At 65.0% G+C, this 18,112-nt stretch carries 20 protein-coding genes and 1 pseudogene; 13 read left to right on the top strand and 8 right to left on the bottom strand.

What is annotated here, in order from left to right:
- Positions 1 to 32 precede the first annotated feature (32 nt).
- A complete protein-coding gene (locus BM113_RS03205; protein ID WP_089785260.1) occupies positions 33 to 839 on the top strand; it encodes a CBS domain-containing protein in 807 nt (268 codons plus the stop codon).
- Positions 840 to 907: 68 nt separating this feature from the next.
- Complete coding sequence (locus BM113_RS03210) at positions 908 to 1,684, top strand: SDR family oxidoreductase (protein WP_089785262.1); 777 nt, start codon at positions 908 to 910, stop codon at positions 1,682 to 1,684.
- 58 nt (positions 1,685 to 1,742) lie between these two features.
- Here BM113_RS03210 and BM113_RS03215 read toward each other — a convergent pair whose 3' ends face one another.
- Positions 1,743 to 2,807 (bottom strand): polyprenyl synthetase family protein, encoded by a 1,065-nt coding sequence (locus BM113_RS03215; RefSeq protein WP_089785264.1) that lies wholly within the window; start codon positions 2,805 to 2,807, stop codon positions 1,743 to 1,745.
- Between the two features lie 226 nt (positions 2,808 to 3,033).
- Between BM113_RS03215 and BM113_RS03220 the strand changes: the two genes are divergently transcribed.
- The 3 genes from BM113_RS03220 (at position 3,034) to BM113_RS03230 (ending at position 5,646) form a co-directional block, all read left to right on the top strand.
- Positions 3,034 to 3,282: a hypothetical protein gene (locus BM113_RS03220; RefSeq protein WP_089785265.1), complete on the top strand. Its 249-nt coding sequence runs from the start codon at positions 3,034 to 3,036 to the stop codon at positions 3,280 to 3,282.
- A gap of 150 nt (positions 3,283 to 3,432) precedes the next feature.
- Entirely contained in the window at positions 3,433 to 4,743 is a 1,311-nt protein-coding gene (locus tag BM113_RS03225) for a M28 family peptidase (protein WP_089785267.1), read from the top strand.
- A 108-nt stretch (positions 4,744 to 4,851) separates the two neighbouring features.
- Positions 4,852 to 5,646: an NAD(+)/NADH kinase gene (locus tag BM113_RS03230; protein ID WP_089785269.1), complete on the top strand. Its 795-nt coding sequence runs from the start codon at positions 4,852 to 4,854 to the stop codon at positions 5,644 to 5,646.
- Positions 5,647 to 5,790: 144 nt separating this feature from the next.
- Here the strand turns inward: BM113_RS03230 and BM113_RS22565 are convergent.
- Positions 5,791 to 6,003 (bottom strand): annotated as a pseudogene (locus BM113_RS22565) (hypothetical protein); the annotation flags it as partial.
- A gap of 171 nt (positions 6,004 to 6,174) precedes the next feature.
- On the opposite strand from BM113_RS22565, the gene BM113_RS03240 reads away from it, so the two are divergent.
- Positions 6,175 to 6,897, top strand: coding sequence for a bacteriorhodopsin (locus tag BM113_RS03240; protein ID WP_089785273.1), 723 nt, complete (start codon positions 6,175 to 6,177; stop codon positions 6,895 to 6,897).
- A gap of 96 nt (positions 6,898 to 6,993) precedes the next feature.
- Here the strand turns inward: BM113_RS03240 and BM113_RS03245 are convergent, their stop codons facing one another.
- Positions 6,994 to 7,236, bottom strand: coding sequence for a hypothetical protein (locus BM113_RS03245; RefSeq protein WP_089785275.1), 243 nt, complete (start codon positions 7,234 to 7,236; stop codon positions 6,994 to 6,996).
- Between the two features lie 166 nt (positions 7,237 to 7,402).
- Positions 7,403 to 8,086: an endonuclease III gene (nth, locus tag BM113_RS03250; RefSeq protein ID WP_089785276.1), complete on the bottom strand. Its 684-nt coding sequence runs from the start codon at positions 8,084 to 8,086 to the stop codon at positions 7,403 to 7,405.
- A 175-nt stretch (positions 8,087 to 8,261) separates the two neighbouring features.
- On the opposite strand from nth, the gene BM113_RS03255 reads away from it, so the two are divergent.
- The 3 genes from BM113_RS03255 (at position 8,262) to mvaD (ending at position 11,297) form a co-directional block, all read left to right on the top strand.
- Positions 8,262 to 9,335, top strand: a complete 1,074-nt coding sequence (locus BM113_RS03255) for an ABC transporter ATP-binding protein (protein ID WP_089785278.1) — start codon at positions 8,262 to 8,264, stop codon at positions 9,333 to 9,335.
- Entirely contained in the window at positions 9,325 to 10,227 is a 903-nt protein-coding gene (locus tag BM113_RS03260; RefSeq protein WP_218149954.1) for an ABC transporter permease, read from the top strand. The genes BM113_RS03255 and BM113_RS03260 overlap by 11 nt, the downstream gene beginning before the upstream one ends.
- An 83-nt stretch (positions 10,228 to 10,310) precedes the next feature.
- Positions 10,311 to 11,297 (top strand): phosphomevalonate decarboxylase MvaD, encoded by a 987-nt coding sequence (gene mvaD / locus BM113_RS03265; RefSeq protein ID WP_089785280.1) that lies wholly within the window; start codon positions 10,311 to 10,313, stop codon positions 11,295 to 11,297.
- Between the two features lie 60 nt (positions 11,298 to 11,357).
- On the opposite strand, the gene BM113_RS03270 is transcribed toward mvaD, so the two are convergent.
- The gene (locus tag BM113_RS03270) at positions 11,358 to 12,110 is read right to left on the bottom strand and encodes a helix-turn-helix transcriptional regulator (RefSeq protein ID WP_089785282.1); all 753 of its coding nucleotides are present in this window, start codon (positions 12,108 to 12,110) and stop codon (positions 11,358 to 11,360) included.
- A 278-nt stretch (positions 12,111 to 12,388) separates the two neighbouring features.
- On the opposite strand from BM113_RS03270, the gene BM113_RS03275 reads away from it, so the two are divergent.
- From BM113_RS03275 to BM113_RS22520, 3 genes are all read left to right on the top strand, one after another.
- A complete protein-coding gene (locus tag BM113_RS03275; RefSeq protein ID WP_089785284.1) occupies positions 12,389 to 13,138 on the top strand; it encodes a hypothetical protein in 750 nt (249 codons plus the stop codon).
- Position 13,139: 1 nt separating this feature from the next.
- Positions 13,140 to 13,343 carry a hypothetical protein gene (locus tag BM113_RS22515; RefSeq protein ID WP_218149955.1) on the top strand — a complete coding sequence of 68 codons (204 nt, stop codon included), beginning with the start codon at positions 13,140 to 13,142 and terminating at the stop codon, positions 13,341 to 13,343.
- Positions 13,344 to 13,409: 66 nt separating this feature from the next.
- Positions 13,410 to 13,898 (top strand): hypothetical protein, encoded by a 489-nt coding sequence (locus BM113_RS22520; protein ID WP_218149956.1) that lies wholly within the window; start codon positions 13,410 to 13,412, stop codon positions 13,896 to 13,898.
- A gap of 24 nt (positions 13,899 to 13,922) precedes the next feature.
- On the opposite strand, the gene BM113_RS03285 is transcribed toward BM113_RS22520, so the two are convergent.
- The gene (locus BM113_RS03285; RefSeq protein WP_089785286.1) at positions 13,923 to 14,543 is read right to left on the bottom strand and encodes a hypothetical protein; all 621 of its coding nucleotides are present in this window, start codon (positions 14,541 to 14,543) and stop codon (positions 13,923 to 13,925) included.
- Positions 14,544 to 14,620: 77 nt separating this feature from the next.
- Positions 14,621 to 15,751: a M24 family metallopeptidase gene (locus BM113_RS03290; RefSeq protein ID WP_089785288.1), complete on the bottom strand. Its 1,131-nt coding sequence runs from the start codon at positions 15,749 to 15,751 to the stop codon at positions 14,621 to 14,623.
- An 88-nt stretch (positions 15,752 to 15,839) separates the two neighbouring features.
- Here BM113_RS03290 and BM113_RS03295 point away from each other — a divergent pair, with 88 nt between their 5' ends.
- Positions 15,840 to 17,030 (top strand): NAD(P)/FAD-dependent oxidoreductase, encoded by a 1,191-nt coding sequence (locus BM113_RS03295; protein ID WP_089785290.1) that lies wholly within the window; start codon positions 15,840 to 15,842, stop codon positions 17,028 to 17,030.
- A gap of 52 nt (positions 17,031 to 17,082) precedes the next feature.
- On the opposite strand, the gene fen is transcribed toward BM113_RS03295, so the two are convergent.
- On the bottom strand, positions 17,083 to 18,060 hold the full coding sequence (gene fen / locus BM113_RS03300) for a flap endonuclease-1 (RefSeq protein ID WP_089785292.1): 978 nt from the start codon (positions 18,058 to 18,060) through the stop codon (positions 17,083 to 17,085).
- Positions 18,061 to 18,112: the final 52 nt, after the last annotated feature.

Below are 18,112 nucleotides of genomic sequence, written 5' to 3' on the forward strand. Positions count from 1 at the left end.
TATTTTTGCGCACGGACCGGTTATCGTCGGCTATGGAGGTTGCGTCGGACCGGCGGAAACCCCAGGTCGAGGAGTACATGACGCGGGACGTGGCGACGGTATCCCCCGACGCGACAGTCGAAACCGTCGCGACGCGGATCGCCGAGAGCAACGAGCACAACGGGTTCCCAGTCTGCGAGCGCCGTCGCGTCGAGGGGTTCGTCAGCGCCCGCGACCTGCTGCTGGCCGACGACGACGAGCCGATCTTCAAGGTGATGACGACGGACCTGCTGGTCGCCCACCCCGAGATGAAAGTGACCGACGCCGCCCGCGTCATCCTCCGGTCCGGGATCCAGAAACTGCCGGTCGTCGACGACGCCGGTAACCTCGTGGGCATCATCTCGAACGCCGACGTCATCCGAAGCCAGATCGAACGAGCCACGCCCGAGAAGGTCGGCAAACTGCTGCGTACCCTAGAGCAGATCCACGACATCGACCTCGCACAGGAGCGCCGAACCGTGTCGCTGGCCGACCTCACGCCGACACAGGGGAAGGTGTATGCCGACGAACTCGAGGGGCGACGCTACGAACTCGAGCGAGGGCTGGCCGAACCGCTTGTGGTCATCGACAACGGCGGGACGCTGTTGCTCGCGGACGGCCACCACCGGGTGCTGGCGGCCGACCGGATCGGTATCGACGAGATGGACGCCTACGTCATCGTCATCGACCACGAGATCGACCTGGGGATGGCGAGAACGGCCGAGAAAGAAAACCTGGAGCGAATCGACGACATCGAGGTCGTCGACTACGCGCGCCACCCGCTGGTCCAGACGACGAAGCGGCTACAGTCGGACGAGTAGGCGGGAGCTCGGGACCTGTCGGAAGCGCTGACTACATAGTTATCCGTCCGCGTATAGTACGCCGTTCGATGACAGGATCCGCGACCGTGACCGAGTCCGACTCCCCCGACAACCCGGATGACGTCGACCGCGTACTCATCGCCGGCGCGAGCGGGGGCACCGGGACCGAACTGCTGTCGGTCCTGCGTCCCACCGAGCCGATCGTCCGCGGGACGACCCGCTCGCACGCGAACGTCGAGACGCTCGAGCGTCACGGGGCCGACGAGGTGGTCGTCGCCGATTTCTTCGAACCGCGAGACGTCGTCGAAGCCGTTCGTGACTGTGACGTCGTCTACTGTGCGCTTGGCACGCCGCCGAGCTACCGCCACACCGTCGGCGGCCGGCTGATCGACCGAACCGGCGTCAGCAACCTCGTCACGGCCGCCCTGAGCGAAGGGGTGTCGTACGTCGTCTACGAGAGCGCGATCGGCGTCGGCCGATCGAAGGCCGGACTGTCCCTGCCCGCGCGGTTGCTCATCCGTGGCTCGCTCCGCGCGAAACAGGACGCCGAGGCCGTCCTCCGGCGGTCGGGCCTCGAGTACACGATCGTCCGTCCGGGTCGGCTCACGAACGCGCCGCCGCGTGGCGACGTCCTCGTCGGTGAGGGCGGCGACTCCGTGTCGGGCTCGATCCCGCGGGCCGACGTCGCGCGGATCATGGCTGCCGCGCCGTTCACCCCCGACGCCCGCAACCGGACGTTCGAGGTGGTCAGCCGCGACGGCCTCTCGGGGACGCCGACGAACCTCGTCCACCCCGACTGGGCGTTCGACGAACTCGATATCACCGAGGAGCAACTCCGTACGTAGTGACGTGGGTTGGACCGGAAGGGAACGAAAGGGAACGAAAGGGAAAGTCGGCCCCGAGTCAGACGTCCCGCTCGATCACGAACTCCGTAAACTCCCGGAGTTTGCGGTCCGTCTCGTCGTCGAACTCGACCGCCTCGAGTTCCTCGCGGGCCCGGGCGGCGAGTTCGAGCGCCCGGTCGCGGGCGTACTCGATGCTACCGGCCTCCTCGAGGATCGATAACGCCTCGAGCACTTCCTCGTCGGTGTTCTCGTCGGCCCCCAGGATCTCGGAGAGCCGGGCGGCTGTTTTCGGAGCACTCTCCTCCAGGGCGTGGATCACGAGCAGGGTCTTTTTCCCCTCGCGGACGTCGTTCCCGAACTCTTTGCCGAAGTCCCCCGCACGACCCAGGGAGTTCTCGACGTCCAGGATGTCGTCGCCGATCTGGAAGGCGACCGCCGTCAGTTCGGCGTACCTGGCGACGGCCTCCTCGATCTCTGCCGACTGGTCCGTGATAATCGCGGCCAGTCGGGCGACGATCCGCCCGAGACAGCCCGTCTTGCACGCACACATCTCGAGGTACTGTTCGGCCGTCACGTGAACCTCACCCTGGTTGTGCCACCGGATGTCCATCCCCTGCCCGAGATGGGTCCGGTTGAGTTCGTCCATCAGCATCTCGTAGGCGGCCAGGCGCTGTTCGGCCGACACGCCGGCCGGGTTCTCGGTGACGATCTTCAGCGGCAAGAAGTACATCGCGTTGCCGGCGTTCAGCGCGATGTCCTGGCCGTAGAGGTGGTGTAACGCGGGCTCGCCGCGCCGTATCGACGCCTCGTCCTCGACGTCGTCGACGATGATCGTGCCGTTGTGAAGGATCTCCGGAATACAGGCGTAGGGCAGGTACTCCGCCGGGTCCTCCCCGAACCCCTCGACGAAGACGAGAAAGAGTACGGCTCGCCACCGTTTGCCGCCCCGATCGAGCAGTTCCCAGAGCGGATCGGCAAGCGCACGCTGGATCCCCTCCGGGTCGTATTCGTAGGTCGGCTCGCCGAAGAACGACTCGAGGTACTCGGCGTCGATCTCCCGCGGGACGATGTCCGCGATGGCTTCGTCGATCGCCGGCCGCCACTCGGCAAGCGTCTCCCGCATACTCCCCTCGAGAGCAACCGGGGTAAAAAAGATTCTCAGTTTCGTGTGACTGTTGCCGTCGTCGTCATCGTCAAGTGAGACGTGTTGAACGAGTTGACCGAGTGAGACGTATTGACCGAGTGGGACGAGTTGAACGAGAAGGCGATGGAAAGCCGGAACGCGCATCGTTGTCCCGTTCGCCGGTCACAAACTATTTCCTCCAGTCGTTCGAAGCGAATGTCAACCAATGCCACATATCAAGGGGATGGTCCACGGATTCGCCGCGATGGCGACGCTGATCGTGGGGTCGATACTCACCGATGTCGTCTCGGAACACGCGGCGGTATTCCGGGAGCTTTCGGCGCTGTCGATCGAACTGCTGACGGACGTCGGTCAACTCCCGATCGACGAGGAAGTCGCCGGAATCGTCGTTCCGGTGGGGGTACTGATGGGGATCTGGGTATTCCTGTTCGAACTCAGGCAGGTGACCAACTGACATCCTCCCCGCCCTGAAGCCGGGCTTTCTCCTCGCACTTCCGTAACGATCGTCGCCCGCGCGGACGACCTCGAGTGCGGGCCGTAACCGCATACTATTTCGAATCGAAAAAGCGGTACAGTTACCACACCCCAGTGCCACCCATCCCGCATGACCGACTGGATCGGCGACTGCTTCACCAGCGACGCCGGGTGGAACCACCTCGAGGAACTGGTCGACATCGGCAACCGGATGGCCGGAAGCGAGGGCGAACGCGAGGCCGCGGAACTGACTCGCGACGCGCTCGAGGCCGCCGGCGCACGGAACGCACGCCTCGAGACGTTCGACATCCAGGGCTGGACCCGGGGCGACAGCGCGGTCCGAGCGGGCGAGGCGGACCTCGACTGTATCGCCCTGCCCCGCAGTCCCGACGACGCGGCGACCGCGCCGCTCGTCGACCTCGGCTACGGCCTGCCCGAGGACTTCGAGGCGGCCGACCTCGAGGGGAAAGTCGCGATGGTTCGCAGCGACATCCCCGACTACTACGAGCGCTACATCCATCGCCGGGAGAAGTACTACCACGCCGTCGAGCACGGCGCGGCCGCGTTCGTCTACCGCAACCACGTCGAGGGCTGTCTCCCTCCGACCGGCAGCGTCGGGACGGAAGACGATCCGATCGGCGAGATTCCGGCCGTCGGCGTCTCGAGCGAGGTCGGCGCCAGACTGGCCCGCCGCTACGACGGCGAGGAGATCGAGGTTCGGGTCGACGCGGACCTCCACGAGGCGGAGAGCCAGAACGTTCACGCCGAACTCGGCCCCGACACGGACGAGTGCGTGCTCGTGACCAGCCACGTCGACGCCCACGACATCGCCGAGGGGGCGCTGGACAACGGCGCAGGGACGGCCATGGTCGTCGAACTCGCGAACGCCCTCGCGGGCCGGGAAGACGAACTCGAGACCCGCGTCGAGTTCGTCGCCTACGGCGCGGAGGAGGTCGGCCTGGTCGGGTCCGCGTACCACGCCGACGTCGCGGACCACGACGCGATCAAGGCGATCGTCAACAGCGACGGGGTCGTCGGCGACCGCACGCTGTCGCTGACCACCCACGGGTTCGACGGACTCGAGTCCGCCGTAGAGGCCGTCGCCGACCGGTTCGATCACCCGATCGAGACGGTCCCGAAACTCGGGCCCCACAGCGACCACTGGCCGTTCGTCCAGCACGGCGTTCCCGGCTACCACGTCAAGTCGACCTCAGACGAGGTCGGCCGCGGCTGGGGCCATACCTTCGCCGACACCCTCGAGAAACTCGAGAAGCGCAACCTTCGCGAGCAGGCAATCCTGTTGACCGGACTCGTCGTCGATCTGGCGAGCGACGAGCGGACGGTCGAACCCCGCGAGCCCGAGGCGATCGCCGCCGACCTCGAGGACCAGGGCCTCGCCGAGGGGATGCGGATCACCGGCGACTGGCCGTACGACGAGTGACGCTGTCACCCCGGGCGGTGGCGATCGGAACCGGCGATCTCCGGAACCGACGCCGTGACGGTGGCGGACAACCGCACGCTTTTGATTGGGCCGTGTGAACTTGGGTACATGGATGCCGCCCCGTGGCTCGCCGACGACGAGCCGATCGTCGGCGTCGTCGATCCCGGGTCGGAGGCCGCGTCGCCGTCCGGGACCGACATCGCCGCTACGATCGAGGCGACCGTACCCGATCTTGAGGGCTCGATCGCGGCGGAGAGCGTCGCGGAGATCCTGTCGGGGGATCCGTCACTCTTCGTCGCGATCGGCGAGGCCGGGCTGATCGCCGTCGCGCGGCGAGCGTCGGACGTGCCCGTACTCCCCGTGGGTTCCGTACCGGGAATCGAATCGGTGGCCGAGACGGACGTCGCGGACGCGTTCACGGCGCTTGCCGACGGCGACGCGATCCAGCGCCGGCGGCCGCTGCTCGGCGTCGCCGGCCCCGGGACGGACGACCGCAGGCGGGCGCTGTTCGACGTAACGCTCGTCACCGACGAACCGGCCCGTATCTCCGAGTACGCAGTCGAGAGTCGTGACGACGCCGTCGCCCAGTTTCGCGCCGACGGGGTCGTCGTCGCAACGCCCGCGGGGAGTCACGGCTACGCCAGTGCGGTGGACGCCCCGCGTCTCTCGCCGGCGATCGACGCCGTCGCCGTCGCGCCGATCGCTCCCTTCACGACCGCGACGCGCCGGTGGGTCCTCCCCCACGCGGACCTCGTACTCAGCGTCGAACGTGACGAGGGCGACGTCCGTCTGCTCGCCGACGGCGAGCCGATCGACACCGTGTTACCGGGCGAACGGGTCGGCGTCGACGCCGACGGGAGACTCACGACGATCGTCGTTCCCGGTATCTCGACTCGAGAGTGAGGTCCCTCACCACCGTCGTCGACGGTTTTCCGAGTGTGGCTCGATTACTTCGCCGGCGAGCGAGGTATCGACCGATCGGGAAGACGATCTCCGCGGTCACGGCCGCTCCCGTTCCGACCGCGACGACCGGGACCGACGCCGGCAGATGACGATCGGCGACGACCACAGCAAGTCGCCGGCGGGAAACGCTGCCCGGACCGACGAGGGGTACGTGGCGGTGATCGGGACGACGAGCGCGAGGAGAAACGACAACCCGCTCTGCCAGACGAACTCTCGCGGAATCGGCGCCGAAAACAGTACGTGCCGTTCGACGCGCAGTCGCTCGTACGGCGAGTCCTCGAGTAACGCGTCCGCGATCGGTCGCCGGACTGGAGGGAGGTATCTCGGTGTCGAGCGGGAGAACGGGGGGAAATAGCAGCTCCGACCGATCTCGAAAACAGACCAGATCGAGCGAGTTACCGCTTGAGACGGATTTTTTCACTGTTAGAGTATCGAGCGATATCGGGACGATCCTTACTGATAATTGCGATGGCAACTGTAGGTCCAGAGTCCCTGTGGCTGTGGGTCGGGACGATCGGGATGACCCTCGGAACGCTCTATTTCATCGGTCGCGGACGCGGCGTCCGGGACCCGAAGATGCAGCAGTTCTACATCATCACGATCTTCGTGACGACCATCGCGGCGGCGATGTACTTCGCGATGGCGACGGGTTTTGGCGTCACCGAAGTGACGGTCGGCGACGACGCGCTTACGATCTACTGGGCGCGATACGCCGACTGGATCTTCACGACGCCGCTCCTGCTGCTCGACCTCGCACTGCTCGCCGGAGCGAACCGCAACACGATCGCGACGCTGCTCGGTCTCGACGTCTTCATGATCGGGACCGGCACGATCGCGGCGTTCGCGGCGACCCCTGGCACCCGCATCGCGTGGTGGGGCATCAGCACCGGCGCCCTGCTCGTGCTCCTGTACGTCCTCGTCGGGACGCTCTCCAAGAGTGCCCGAAACCAGTCCGCGGAGGTAGCCTCGCTGTTCAGCACGCTGCGAAACCTGCTCATCGTGCTGTGGCTGCTCTACCCCGTCGTCTGGATCCTCGGCACCGAAGGAACGTTCGGCATCCTCCCGCTGTACTGGGAGACGGCCGCGTTCATGATCCTCGACCTCTCGGCGAAGGTCGGCTTCGGTGTGCTCCTGCTCCGGAGCCACACGGTACTCGAACGAGCTATCACACCGACCCCGGCCGCAGCGTAAGGCTGCTCGTACCGCTTCCGATCACCGATTCGCGCGCTCGCGGATCGACTTCCAATCCGATTTTCGTGACTCGATCGTCCGACCGTCTCAATGCGTCTAGCTGTTGTACGGCTCCTCGTCCCGATGGTTGTCCGGGTTCACGTTCTCGAGGGCGTCGGCCTCCCGCTGGTCGGACTTGTGTTCGATGTCCTGACGGCGTTGCTCCTCGTCCTCGCGCTCCCGGGCCTCCATCTCTTCCTCGGTGAGTTCCTCTTCGTGCTCCTCGTCTTCCTCGTCTGTCCGTTCTTTCGCGAGTTCGACGTCCCGTCCGTGCTCGTCCTTGCCAGTGTCGTCGGTCATAGTGATTCCGGGCGGGGCTACCGGGAGTCGAAGAAAAGGCGTTGGGCTTGCGACGGACTGCCGTCCGTATTCGGCTACTCTCCCCCCGTCAGCGGCCGTTAGTGCCGTTCGACGGTTCGACTGTGGGTCTCTCGACCCGGAGTCCGCCGACCGCCAGAACCCGCCGTTACCAGGGTTCGCCAGAAGCCAGATCGACGTCGCTGTCTCCCTTCTCCGAGGGACAGATATCGGCGAGAACGCAGCCGCTACAGTCCGGGTTCCGCGCCGTACAGATCGTGCGGCCGTGGTCGATACAGAGGTGGGTGAACTGCTGCCAGTAGCCTTCCGGAACGCTCTCCATCAACTCCTGTTCGATCGCCTCGGGTCGCTTCTCCTCCGTGAGCCCGAGTCGCCGCGAGAGCCGCTGGACGTGCGTGTCGACGACGATCCCCTCGACGACGTCGTGACCGTGCTGGAGGACGACGTTGGCCGTCTTGCGACCGACGCCCGACAACTCGGTCAACTCGTCCATCGTGTCCGGCACCTCCCCGTCGTGATCCTCGAGGATCGCCTCGCAGGCGCTCTGAATGTAGCCCGCCTTGTTGTTGTAGTAGGTAATCGAGTTCAGGTCCTCCGCGAGTTCGTCCTGGGGAACCTCGACGTAGTCCGCCGGGCCGTCGTACTTCTCGAACAGGTGCTCGGTTTCCGCGTTCACCCGCTCGTCCGTACACTGGGCCGAGAGGATCACCGCGATGAGCAACTCGAGTCGGTTCGAGTACCGCAGCGAGATCGTCGAGTCGGGATACTCCGCCTCGAGTCGCTCGATGACTTCCTCGGCCTGCTCCTCGCGCGTCTCGCGTGGCGTTCCCATAGGGGTGTGGTGGGAGGCGGGTCGTTTCAGCGTTCGGATTCGTCGGACTCGGTTTCGCTACGGGCACCCGACCTCTCCGCCGACCCCGACTCGAGTGTGGGGTGCCGGTCGAGCCGTCCAGGAATGACAACCATTATACACTACCCGCCCGTCGAGTAATCAACGACCGATACCGATGGACAGATCCGACGAGCGTGGGGCGACGGCCCCGCCCGCGATCCGCGTCGACGGCCTGCACAAGACCTTCGGGAGCGGCGAGGCCGCGGTGACGGCGGTCGACGACGTCTCGTTCGAGATCGAACGCGGGACCGTCGTCGGCCTGCTCGGGCCGAACGGTGCCGGGAAGACGACCACCATCAAATCCATGCTCGGGCTGATCGTCCCCGACGCCGGTACCGTCGAAATCGGCGGGATCGACGTCCACGACCGACCGACGCGGGCCTACGAGCACATCGGCGCGATGCTCGAGGGCGCGCGCAACGTCTACTGGCGGCTGACCGTCCGGGAGAACCTCGCGTTCTTCGCCGGGCTTGGCGGTGACTCCCCCGAAACCGTAGGCGACCGCCACGACGCGCTGCTCGAGGGGTTCGGCCTCGCCGACCGGGCGGACACGGTGGTCAACGAACTCTCCCGCGGGATGAAACAGAAGGTGTCGCTGGCTTCGACGCTCGCCCGCGACGTCGACGTCGTCTTCATGGACGAACCGACGCTCGGCTTGGACGTCGAGACGTCGCTGGAACTGCGCGCGGAGATCCGGCGGCTCGCGGACCGGGACGACGTCACGGTCGTCGTCAGCAGCCACGACATGGACGTGATCGAGGACATCTGCGACGGCGTCCTCGTCCTCCAGAACGGCCGGATCGTCGCCGACGAGGACGTCGAGGCCCTGCTCGACGTGTTCCGCTCCCGGGAGTACCGGATCGTCGTCGACGCGGCCCTGCCCACGGCGGCCCGGAACCGACTCGAGGACGCCGTCGACGCCGACATCACCCGGCGGGGAGACCGCAACTCCGGACGCGGACGAACGACGATCAGCTTCACCGCGACCGACGGCGACGACCTCTACGACGTCATCACCGTTTTGGGGCGCTTCGACCTCCCGCTCCGTGACGTCGAGTCGGTGACGCCGAACCTCGAGGACGTGTTCCTCGAACTGACCGGCGACGGGGCGGATCGACTCCCGGAACGGGAACGGGAACGGGAACGGGAACGAGAACGAGAACGAGAGGTGACCGAGCGTGACGACTGATCCGGACGGCTCGGACGGGGCCGCAGGGCGGGGGTCGGAGTCCACCCGGACGACCGACGCGGGCGACTCGAGCGCGCTGGCGGCGACCGGGACGGCCAGCGGAACGGCGTCGATCGCCGACGCCTCGATCCTGCCGCTCCTGCGGGTCATCGCGAAAAAGCAGTTCGTGTTGCTCGTCCGGTACCCGCTGAACACTCTCTCGCGGTTCCTGACGATGCTGATCTTCTTCCTGGTGGTCTTCTTCGGCGGGCGAGCCGTCGCCGGTCCCGCGATCACGGAGTCGCTCGACGGGATCATCGTCGGCTTCTTCCTGTTCACGCTGGCGATAACCGGCTACGCCGGACTCGCCTGGAACGTCACCCGCGAGGCCCAGTGGGGGACCCTCGAGCGACTGTTCATGTCGCCGTACGGGTTCGGAACCGTCATGGCCGTCAAGGCCGTCGTCAACGTCTGCCTGAGCTTTCTGTGGGCCACGGCCCTGCTCCTCGTGATGATGCCCGTCACCGGCCGGTGGCTCTCCGTCGACGTCGTGACCGTCGTCCCGCTGGCGGCGCTGACGCTCGCGTCCGTGATCGGGATCGGCTTCTGCTTTGCCGGCCTCGCGCTGGTGTACAAACGCCTCGAGAACCTGTTCCAGCTCGTCCAGTTCGGGTTCGTCCCGCTGATCGCCGCGCCCGTCTGGAGCTACGAGTGGCTGAAGCTGTTGCCGCTGGCCCACGGCAGTTTCCTCACGCGGGTCGCGATGAGCGAGGGCGTGCGACTCTGGGAGTTCCCGGCGTCGGAACTCGCCGTGCTGACGGCCGTCAGCGCCGCGTACCTCGCCGCGGGCTACTACTGTTTCGTCCTCGCGAGCCGGAAGGCCCGCCGGGAGGGGCTGCTGGGCCACTACTGACGTCGGACCCGACCGGTGGCGAGTCGTATTCTTCGCGACGAGATGCCGTGAGCTTTAAGCGACCGTCACACCCGTGTCAGGGTATGAAAGCCACCGCGATGGCCCACCCGATCCAGGGCCTGGTGAAGTACCACGGGATGCGAGACGACATCGAGCGGCTCCCCTACCACGACAGCATCAGCGTCTGTACGGCGCCGAGCCACACCCGGACGACCGTCGAGTTCTCCATGGACTACGACGAGGACACCTTCGTCGTCGACGGCGAGGAACTCGAGGGCCGCGCTCACGAGCGCGTCGAGGCCGTCGTCGAGAAGGCCCGCTCGCGGTCCGACGCGGCCCACACCGTCTACCCCGTCCGCCTCGAGAGCGAGAACAGCTTCCCGACGAACGTCGGGCTGGGCTCCTCGTCGTCGGGCTTCGCCGCGGCGGCGATGGCCTTGGCCGAGGCGGCGGAACTCGACGCCTCGCGCGAGGAGATCTCGACGATCGCTCGGGTGGGCTCCGCCTCGGCGGCCCGCGCAGTGACGGGTGCCTTCTCGCAACTGCACACCGGCATGAACGACGAGGACTGTCGCTCCCGGCGCATCCCCTCCAATCTCCACGAGGACCTGAAGATCATCGTCGGACTCGTCCCCTACCACAAGGAGACCGAGGACGCCCACGACGAGGCCGAAGACAGTCACATGTTCCAGGCTCGCAACGCCCACATCCACGAACAGATCGCGAAGATGCGCGACTCGCTGCGCAACGACGACTTCGACTCGGCGTTCGAACTCGCCGAACACGACTCGCTGTCGCTCGCGGCGACGACCATGACCGGCCCCGAAGGGTGGGTCTACTGGCAGCCCGCGACGCTCGCCATCTTCAACCGCGTGCGCGAACTCCGGGAAGAGGAGGACATCCCCGTCTACTTCTCGACCGACACCGGCGCGAGCGTCTACGTCAACACGACCGAGGAACACGCCGAGTACGTCGAGGAGGAGATCAGCGACACCGGCGTCTCGACGACCATCTGGGACGTCGGCGGCCCCGCACGCCTGCTCGAGGACGAGGACGACCACCTCTTCTGAGAACCTACCTCCGAAGGCGTATCGAGACCATTACGATCATTGACGTTCGCTGTTCCACCGTCAATGTCCCCCCAACACGCGACGATACTGTCGATCGGCCCACTCTACCGCGTCCGCAGTGTCGTTAACGAGAATCCCGGCAATTCCGCGATCGGTAAAGACTGAAACAGCCGCGCGTTCGTCATCACAGATCCAAATGTCGAACGAAAACGGAATCAGCGCATGGTGGACATGTACGTCCTTATCTTCACGTAACGTGGTTGTGATCGACGGATACGCTGACTGGAATTCTTCGTATACGGTTTCCGGAACGACGATATCGAAGGTTGCGCTGTCACCGGTTGTCGACTGTTGATAGAGCCGTTCGACGTGTCCAGCAATCAGTTTCGGTGCTACAGCACGCACGTGAGTGGCCGCTCCAACGCACTCGACTAATGTCGACAGGACGGAATCAGGTATTTCGGGCTGGCTCCGGTGGACGTTCGCTCCGTCGACGAATACAAGACTTAGCTCAGTTCCAGAATCCAACTCGTCGAGGACTGGCGAGAGTTCAGTGAGACTGGCGAGTCGCCCCCGGTATTCTTGATGTGCACGGTAGGCCAACCTACCGGAGTACGTCGGTTGCCAGCGCCCATCACGGTATTCGACGAGTCCATCGGATTCCAATTCCCGGACGATATCGTCGAGCGTTGACCGGGGTATCTCGAGCGCGTCGACTAATTCACGCTTCGTCCGGGCCTGCTCTACGAGCGCTTGAAGGCACCGGTACCGCTTCTGAAGGGTTTCGGAGAGACGATCGGCTGCTGCAAGCATTACTCACATCTACTGGATCAGAATCAATAACGTCTAGCTATATATAATTGCCAATAGAAATTTATCAGCCAGAATGGGTCCCCATGTGAGAACCTCTCTAAGGACCCCGTTCGTATCGGGATCGTCTCGATCGGCCTTTCAAAAGATGCCGAGTTCGTAGTAGGGGGTGGTCAAGTTTCGTCATTATTCCTCTTCCCCGTCGTTCCATAATATATCCGTAAAATAGTAATTGAATAGTATGAATTACCAGTAGGCCAATATTCGTACTGTGGTTCGTAATGTCAGACCACAAATTTAGTGGCACACGGCGCAGCATCCTCCAGTCTATCGCTGGACTGAGCGTGCTGTCGATCGGGGCCACTGGCACTGGAACGGCTGCGATAGATCCCAGCGAACTCAACCGGGACACTGTTCAGTTCGTTGAGGTCACTGAAGAGTACGATGTGCCGGCCGACGTCCCCAGAGCAGCACGGAACGGAACCGCTGGATACGCGGTGGATCGAGAACGGAACATCGTCACCCTGACCAACGCCTCGATGGCGTCGTTCACGCCAGATACCGTCGCTACCACCGCTGACGGAAGCTATTACGCGACCGATACGCGGATCTCGGTTACGGGACGCAACCGCGGACTTCCGGTCGATACGAACTACCGCGATCTCGGAGCGACGCACGCGATTTTCGACGAAAAACAGCCGGAGAGACCGGTACAGGTTCAGGCAGACGGCGATCGGATCCGAGTCGCCAGCGATGATCTCGATTTCGACGTTCCGGTCGGGACGGAAGCGGCTGAGACGGAAACCGTTGGATCGCTCGAACGAACGGTTCGGGTTCGTAATCACGGAACGATGACGGTCTTTGGACACGACGACTATCTGATCTTCCCGGTCGGATCGAACGACTTCTACGCGCGTGCTCGCGTCGATTCGATCCGTGCCCTCGCACAGGAGCACGTCTCGGACATCGAGGATGTCGATCTCATCACGGTCCCGAAGTCGCTTGCCGTTACCAAAGGAGGGGGTGAGTAAAATGGAGCGAGCAGTCGATACGACGACGGTCGATGGGGTGGTCGAATCACGGACGATCTGGCCGAGAGAAGACGTCACAAGCGAGCAAGCGATGCGTCTCCGTTCGAGTTCCGTCGGCGTACAGCTCGTCGGAACGGAGCCGTTCTGGGACAACCAAGAGTGGAGTCGAATGAGCGACATCCAAGACTGGGTCTCGGATGCGTAGAGCTCACACATCGAGGATGGGAGCGGCGATTACGAGGCCTGGTTTACGGCCCAGGGTCCCGCCGGTGTGACGGTTCCCGCGTCCGAGCTCCCCGACGAAAACGACCTCTCCGAGAGATTATACGATAGCGACGATTACCTCAAAGACAACGAAGACGGACTATACGACGGTGCCGACTCGATCGTTGTCGTCGATTACTACGGCGACGACAACAACACCTACGGTTGGGGGTACATCGGCACTGCCGGAAACAACGACAATATCTGTGGGTTGGTAGATGTTCACCACGAAGACAACAACAATCTCCCATCGGAACTGTCGCGTGTCGAATCGGACGGGGTAGCGTTCCACGAACTCCTTCACGTCTACGATTCGGAGCATTCGGACGACGTCAGTACGTACGATACGCCGTCCTGGCAGTCCGACGAGATCAGCCTGATGTACAGCTGGGACGGCGTCGATTGCAACGATCAGGGCGATACGGAAGTGATCGAAAACAGGGTAAGTAGTTGTACAAAGAGTAGCGTTCGTTCCTACATCGATAGCAACTTCTGAGACCGACTATTACCCGTCGGTTTTTTAAGCACGCTCGTCCGTCTCTGATTCCTCACCTGCTTCGAGTCGAACGAGTGCGATGCAAGCGATTCTGTCGCTTTCCCGTTCGGGATCGGGAACAGTTAGTTCCATCGCGTACAGTCCCGGATCGAGATCGGGTTCCTCACGAACCGCAGTGACTGCGTCGACGAGCGACCAGGTATGTGTCTCGCCGGCCGAGACGGTCAGGGTTCCGTTACCGGCCCGATCTTGTTGTAGTTCGCGCCACCCCGATCCCGAGTCGGAGCGGAGCTGCCAACTGTACGGATTGAACGTGAGTTCGCTGTCGGAGCGGTTGTGAAGCGTCAGCGTTACCTCGCTTTCGGGCGTTCCGTCGACTACGGTACTGCGTCTCGGACTCGGCTCGAGAAATACCGTTGCCGAGTCCGGATCGACGGTATGTGAGCAGACGACTCGGTCGTGGTCGGTTTCGTACGGTGGACACGACTGTGCGTCGATATCGGGAATTGCCGATTCAGTGTCGTCCATGGACGCTGTTGACTCCGTGTCACTCGGATCGTCGGCGGTGTTGTTTTCACCGAGACAGCCAGCGAGGCCGAGGAGGGCTCCGAAACTGGCGCGTTCGAGGACGCGACGGCGATGCATATCAAAGACTACACCAGCCATTTGTAAATACGCTATGCTAAGTGAAAGAATCGTTTGAGCAACGTCGTCGAGAGCGACTATCCTTCGAGCGGCCGCCAGGTGCGCGGCGAGTCGTTCAGCCGCTCGTAGCCGTCCTCGGTGACGACCACCAGATCCTCGATCCGGACGCCGAACTCGCCCTCGAGGTAGACGCCCGGTTCGACGCTGAAGACCATCCCTGGCTCGAGTTCACGGTCGTTGCCCGCGGTGATGTAGGGCGGCTCGTGGACGTCCAGGCCGACGCCGTGGCCCGTCCGATGGATGAATTCGTCGCCGTACCCTCGCTCCTCGAGGACGTCGCGGGCGATCCGGTCGATCTCCTCGGCCGGGACGCCGGGCTGGACGGCCTCGATGGCTTCGTCGTGGGCCTCGAGGACGGCGTCGTGGACTTCCTCGAACTCCGCCGGTGGTTCGCCGTCGAAGACGACGGTGCGGGTCTGGTCGCCCGGATAGCCGCCGGCCCGGGTGCCGAAGTCGAGGACGACCGGGTCGCCGGCCCCGATCGTTCGATCGCCGCTGCGGTGGTGGGGCCGCGCCCCGTTCGGCCCGGAGCCGACGACGGTCTCGAAGGAGACCCCTTCGCCGCCCGCGTCGGCGAGTCGCTCCTCGATCTCGGCCGCGAGTTCGTCTTCGGTCATGCCGATCGCCTCGGCCCCGAGCGCGCGGATCTCCTCGCTGACGGTATCGGAGATTTCGGCGGCCTCGCGCAGGGCCTCGAGTTCGACCTCGTCCTTGCGGAGGCGCAGTTCATCGGTGACCTCGCTGGCCAGGCCGAACGAGGCCTCGGGGAACGCCGCGCGGAGGTCCTGGGTGAAAAGCGCCCACATCCGATCGTCGACCAGCAACTGGCCGCCCTCGAGGTCGAGTTCCTCGCCGACCCGTTCGACCAGCGCGACCGGGTCGTCGCCGTCGCTCCACGTGCGGATGTCGGCCACGGGCGAGGCGTCACGGAGCTGGTCGTCGTACATCTCGGGGGCGACGAACAGCGCGCGGTCGGGCGTGACGAACAGGAACAGGTGTCGTTCCATCGGCTCCTCCTCGAACCCCGAGAGGTAGCCCATGTTCGAACTCGGGAAACAGACGAGGGCGTCGATCCCTCGCTCCGAGAGGCGTTCGCGGGCGCGCTCGAGTCGACGCTTGACGACGTCGTCGGACTGATCCGTGGTCATAGCCGACGATTCGGGAGCAGGGGTAAAGTTCCCGCCGATACCGACCGTTTGGCTGCCAGTATATGGGCGTGGACTCCCAACGTGGAGTATGCACGTCGTCGTTCTCGGCGGTGGCTACGCCGGGCTGACCCTGACGCGACTGCTCGAGCGGTCGTTGCCGGCCGAGGCCGAGTTGACGCTAGTCAACGAGACGCCGGACCACCTCGTCCAGCACGAACTCCACCGCGTCATCAGGCGTCCGGAACTCGCCGACGCGATCACCGTCTCGCTCCCCGCCGCCCTCGATCGGGCGAGCGTCCGCGTCGCCCGCGTGGAGGGGATCGAGCGGGACCGACGGGTCGTTTCCCTCTCGAGCGGCCGGCTCGAGTACGACGTCGCGGCGATCTGTCTCGGTGCCCGCACGGCGTACTACGGGCTCGAGGGCGTCCGCGAGCACTCCCTGCCGCTCAAGCGACTGCGACACGCAAACCGGATCCGAAAGCGCGTTCGGGAGGTCTGCCACGGGGACCACGGCGGGGAACCGCCGCGGATCGTCGTCGGCGGGGCCGGTCTCTCGGGGGTTCAGATCGCCGGCGAACTGGCCGAACTCGTCCGCGAAGAGGGGAGTCGGGCGACGATCACGCTCATAGAGCAGCGCGAACGCGTCGCGCCGAACTTCCCGGCGAACTTCCAGCGGGCGGTCCGGGACGCGCTCGAGGACCAGGGCGTCGAGGTTCGCACCGCGACGGCGGTCCAGCGCGCCGACGACGACCGTGTCTTCCTCGAGTCCGACGAGACGCTCCCCTACGACGCCTTCGTCTGGGCCGGCGGGATCGGCGGCCCCGACGCGCTCGAGGGGGAGCGGCCGACGGTCGGGAGCGACCTGCGACTCGACGACCGGACGTTCGTCGTCGGCGACGCGGCCCGGGTGGTCGACGCCGACGAGGAGTTCGTTCCGGCGAGCGCGCAGGCGGCGGTCCGCGAGGCGCGGACGGTCGCGACGAACGTCTCCCGGGTGGTCGATGGACGACTCGATTCCGAATTCGATCCCGAACCCGCCCACCCACCCGACGGAGACCCCGACCTCGAGTCGTTCAGGTTCGAATCGCCCGGTTGGGTCGTCAGCGTCGGCGACGAGGCTGTCGCGACGGTTGGCTCTCGAGTCCTCACGGGCCGATCCGCGAAGGCGCTGAAGGCGAGCATCGGCGTGGGTTACCTCTCCGGGGTCGGCGGCGTCGGTAACGCGGCCGACCTCGCCTCCAAGGAGTTCGTCCCGGAGCGGTTCCGACGGGGAGGGTGAGCGGTCGATCGTCGCGACGACGAAACCGAAGACCCTCGTGGGTACGGTCGCGTCAGGTCCAGCGATCCAGTCCCGTCTGCGTGACGCTTTCCTCGATCCGTTCGAAGCCGCGGGCGACCTCGTCCCGGTCGACGCCCCACTCGTCGCAGACGTACTCGCGGGCCGCCTCGAGGTCCGGGTCGAGCGTCGTCTCGAACTCGTAGTCGTCCGTGACGTTCGGATCGCGGAACAGTTGCCGCACGCGGTCACCGTACTCGACGGTGTCGCCGCGGGCCTCGAGGACGCTCCAGAGGTCGCCGTGCTCGGTGATCTCCTTGATGGCCGTCTTGGGGCCGATGCCCGAGACGCCCTCGTTGAAGTCCGTCCCGATCAGGATGGCGGCGTCGATCAGTTGCTCGAGCGTGAGGTCGTGCTCCTCGAGGGTCGCCTCGAGGTCCATCAGTTCGGGGTCGCCCTTGCTCGTGAGCTGGCGCAGCGTGAGCGGCGCGCCGAACAGCAGGGCGTCGTAGTCCTCGGAGCCGACGTAATCGGCGTCGCCGTGCCGGACCATGTGTGCCGCCTGGGCCTCGCCCTCCGCGGGGGCCTCGACGATCGGCACGTCGAGCAAGCGCAGCAACTCGCGGCTGGTCTCCTGAATGGTCGGCGTCAGCCGCTGGGTTCGGGACTCGAGTTGGGCGATAGCGACCTCGTCACCCTCCTCGCGGGCGGTTTCGAGCTGTTCCTCGTAGGAGCGGCGCTGTTCTCGCCGGGACTCGATTTCGTCTTCCTTCAACTCGGAGGGGCCGCCGTCGAAGACCATCACGGGCGTGACGTCGTTCTCGAAAAACTTCGGTAGACCCTGGACGATCCCGACGAGGTTGGCCACCTCGGTCCCGTCGGCGGTCGTGTAGATGTCGCTGTTGGTCCACTTGACCGTCGTCGTCAGATACCGGTAGAGCCAGTTGTGCGCGTCGACGGCGACCACGCCCTCGATCTCGTCGAAGGGGACCTCCTCGATGACCGCGATGTCCCGAAGTGCAGCGTTTCCCATTACGTATGCGTTGGCGCGACTGGGATTTGAAACGTTGGCTTCCCGGCCGACG

This window comes from Natronobacterium haloterrestre (assembly GCF_900112205.1).
GTDB lineage: Archaea > Halobacteriota > Halobacteria > Halobacteriales > Natrialbaceae > Natronobacterium > Natronobacterium haloterrestre.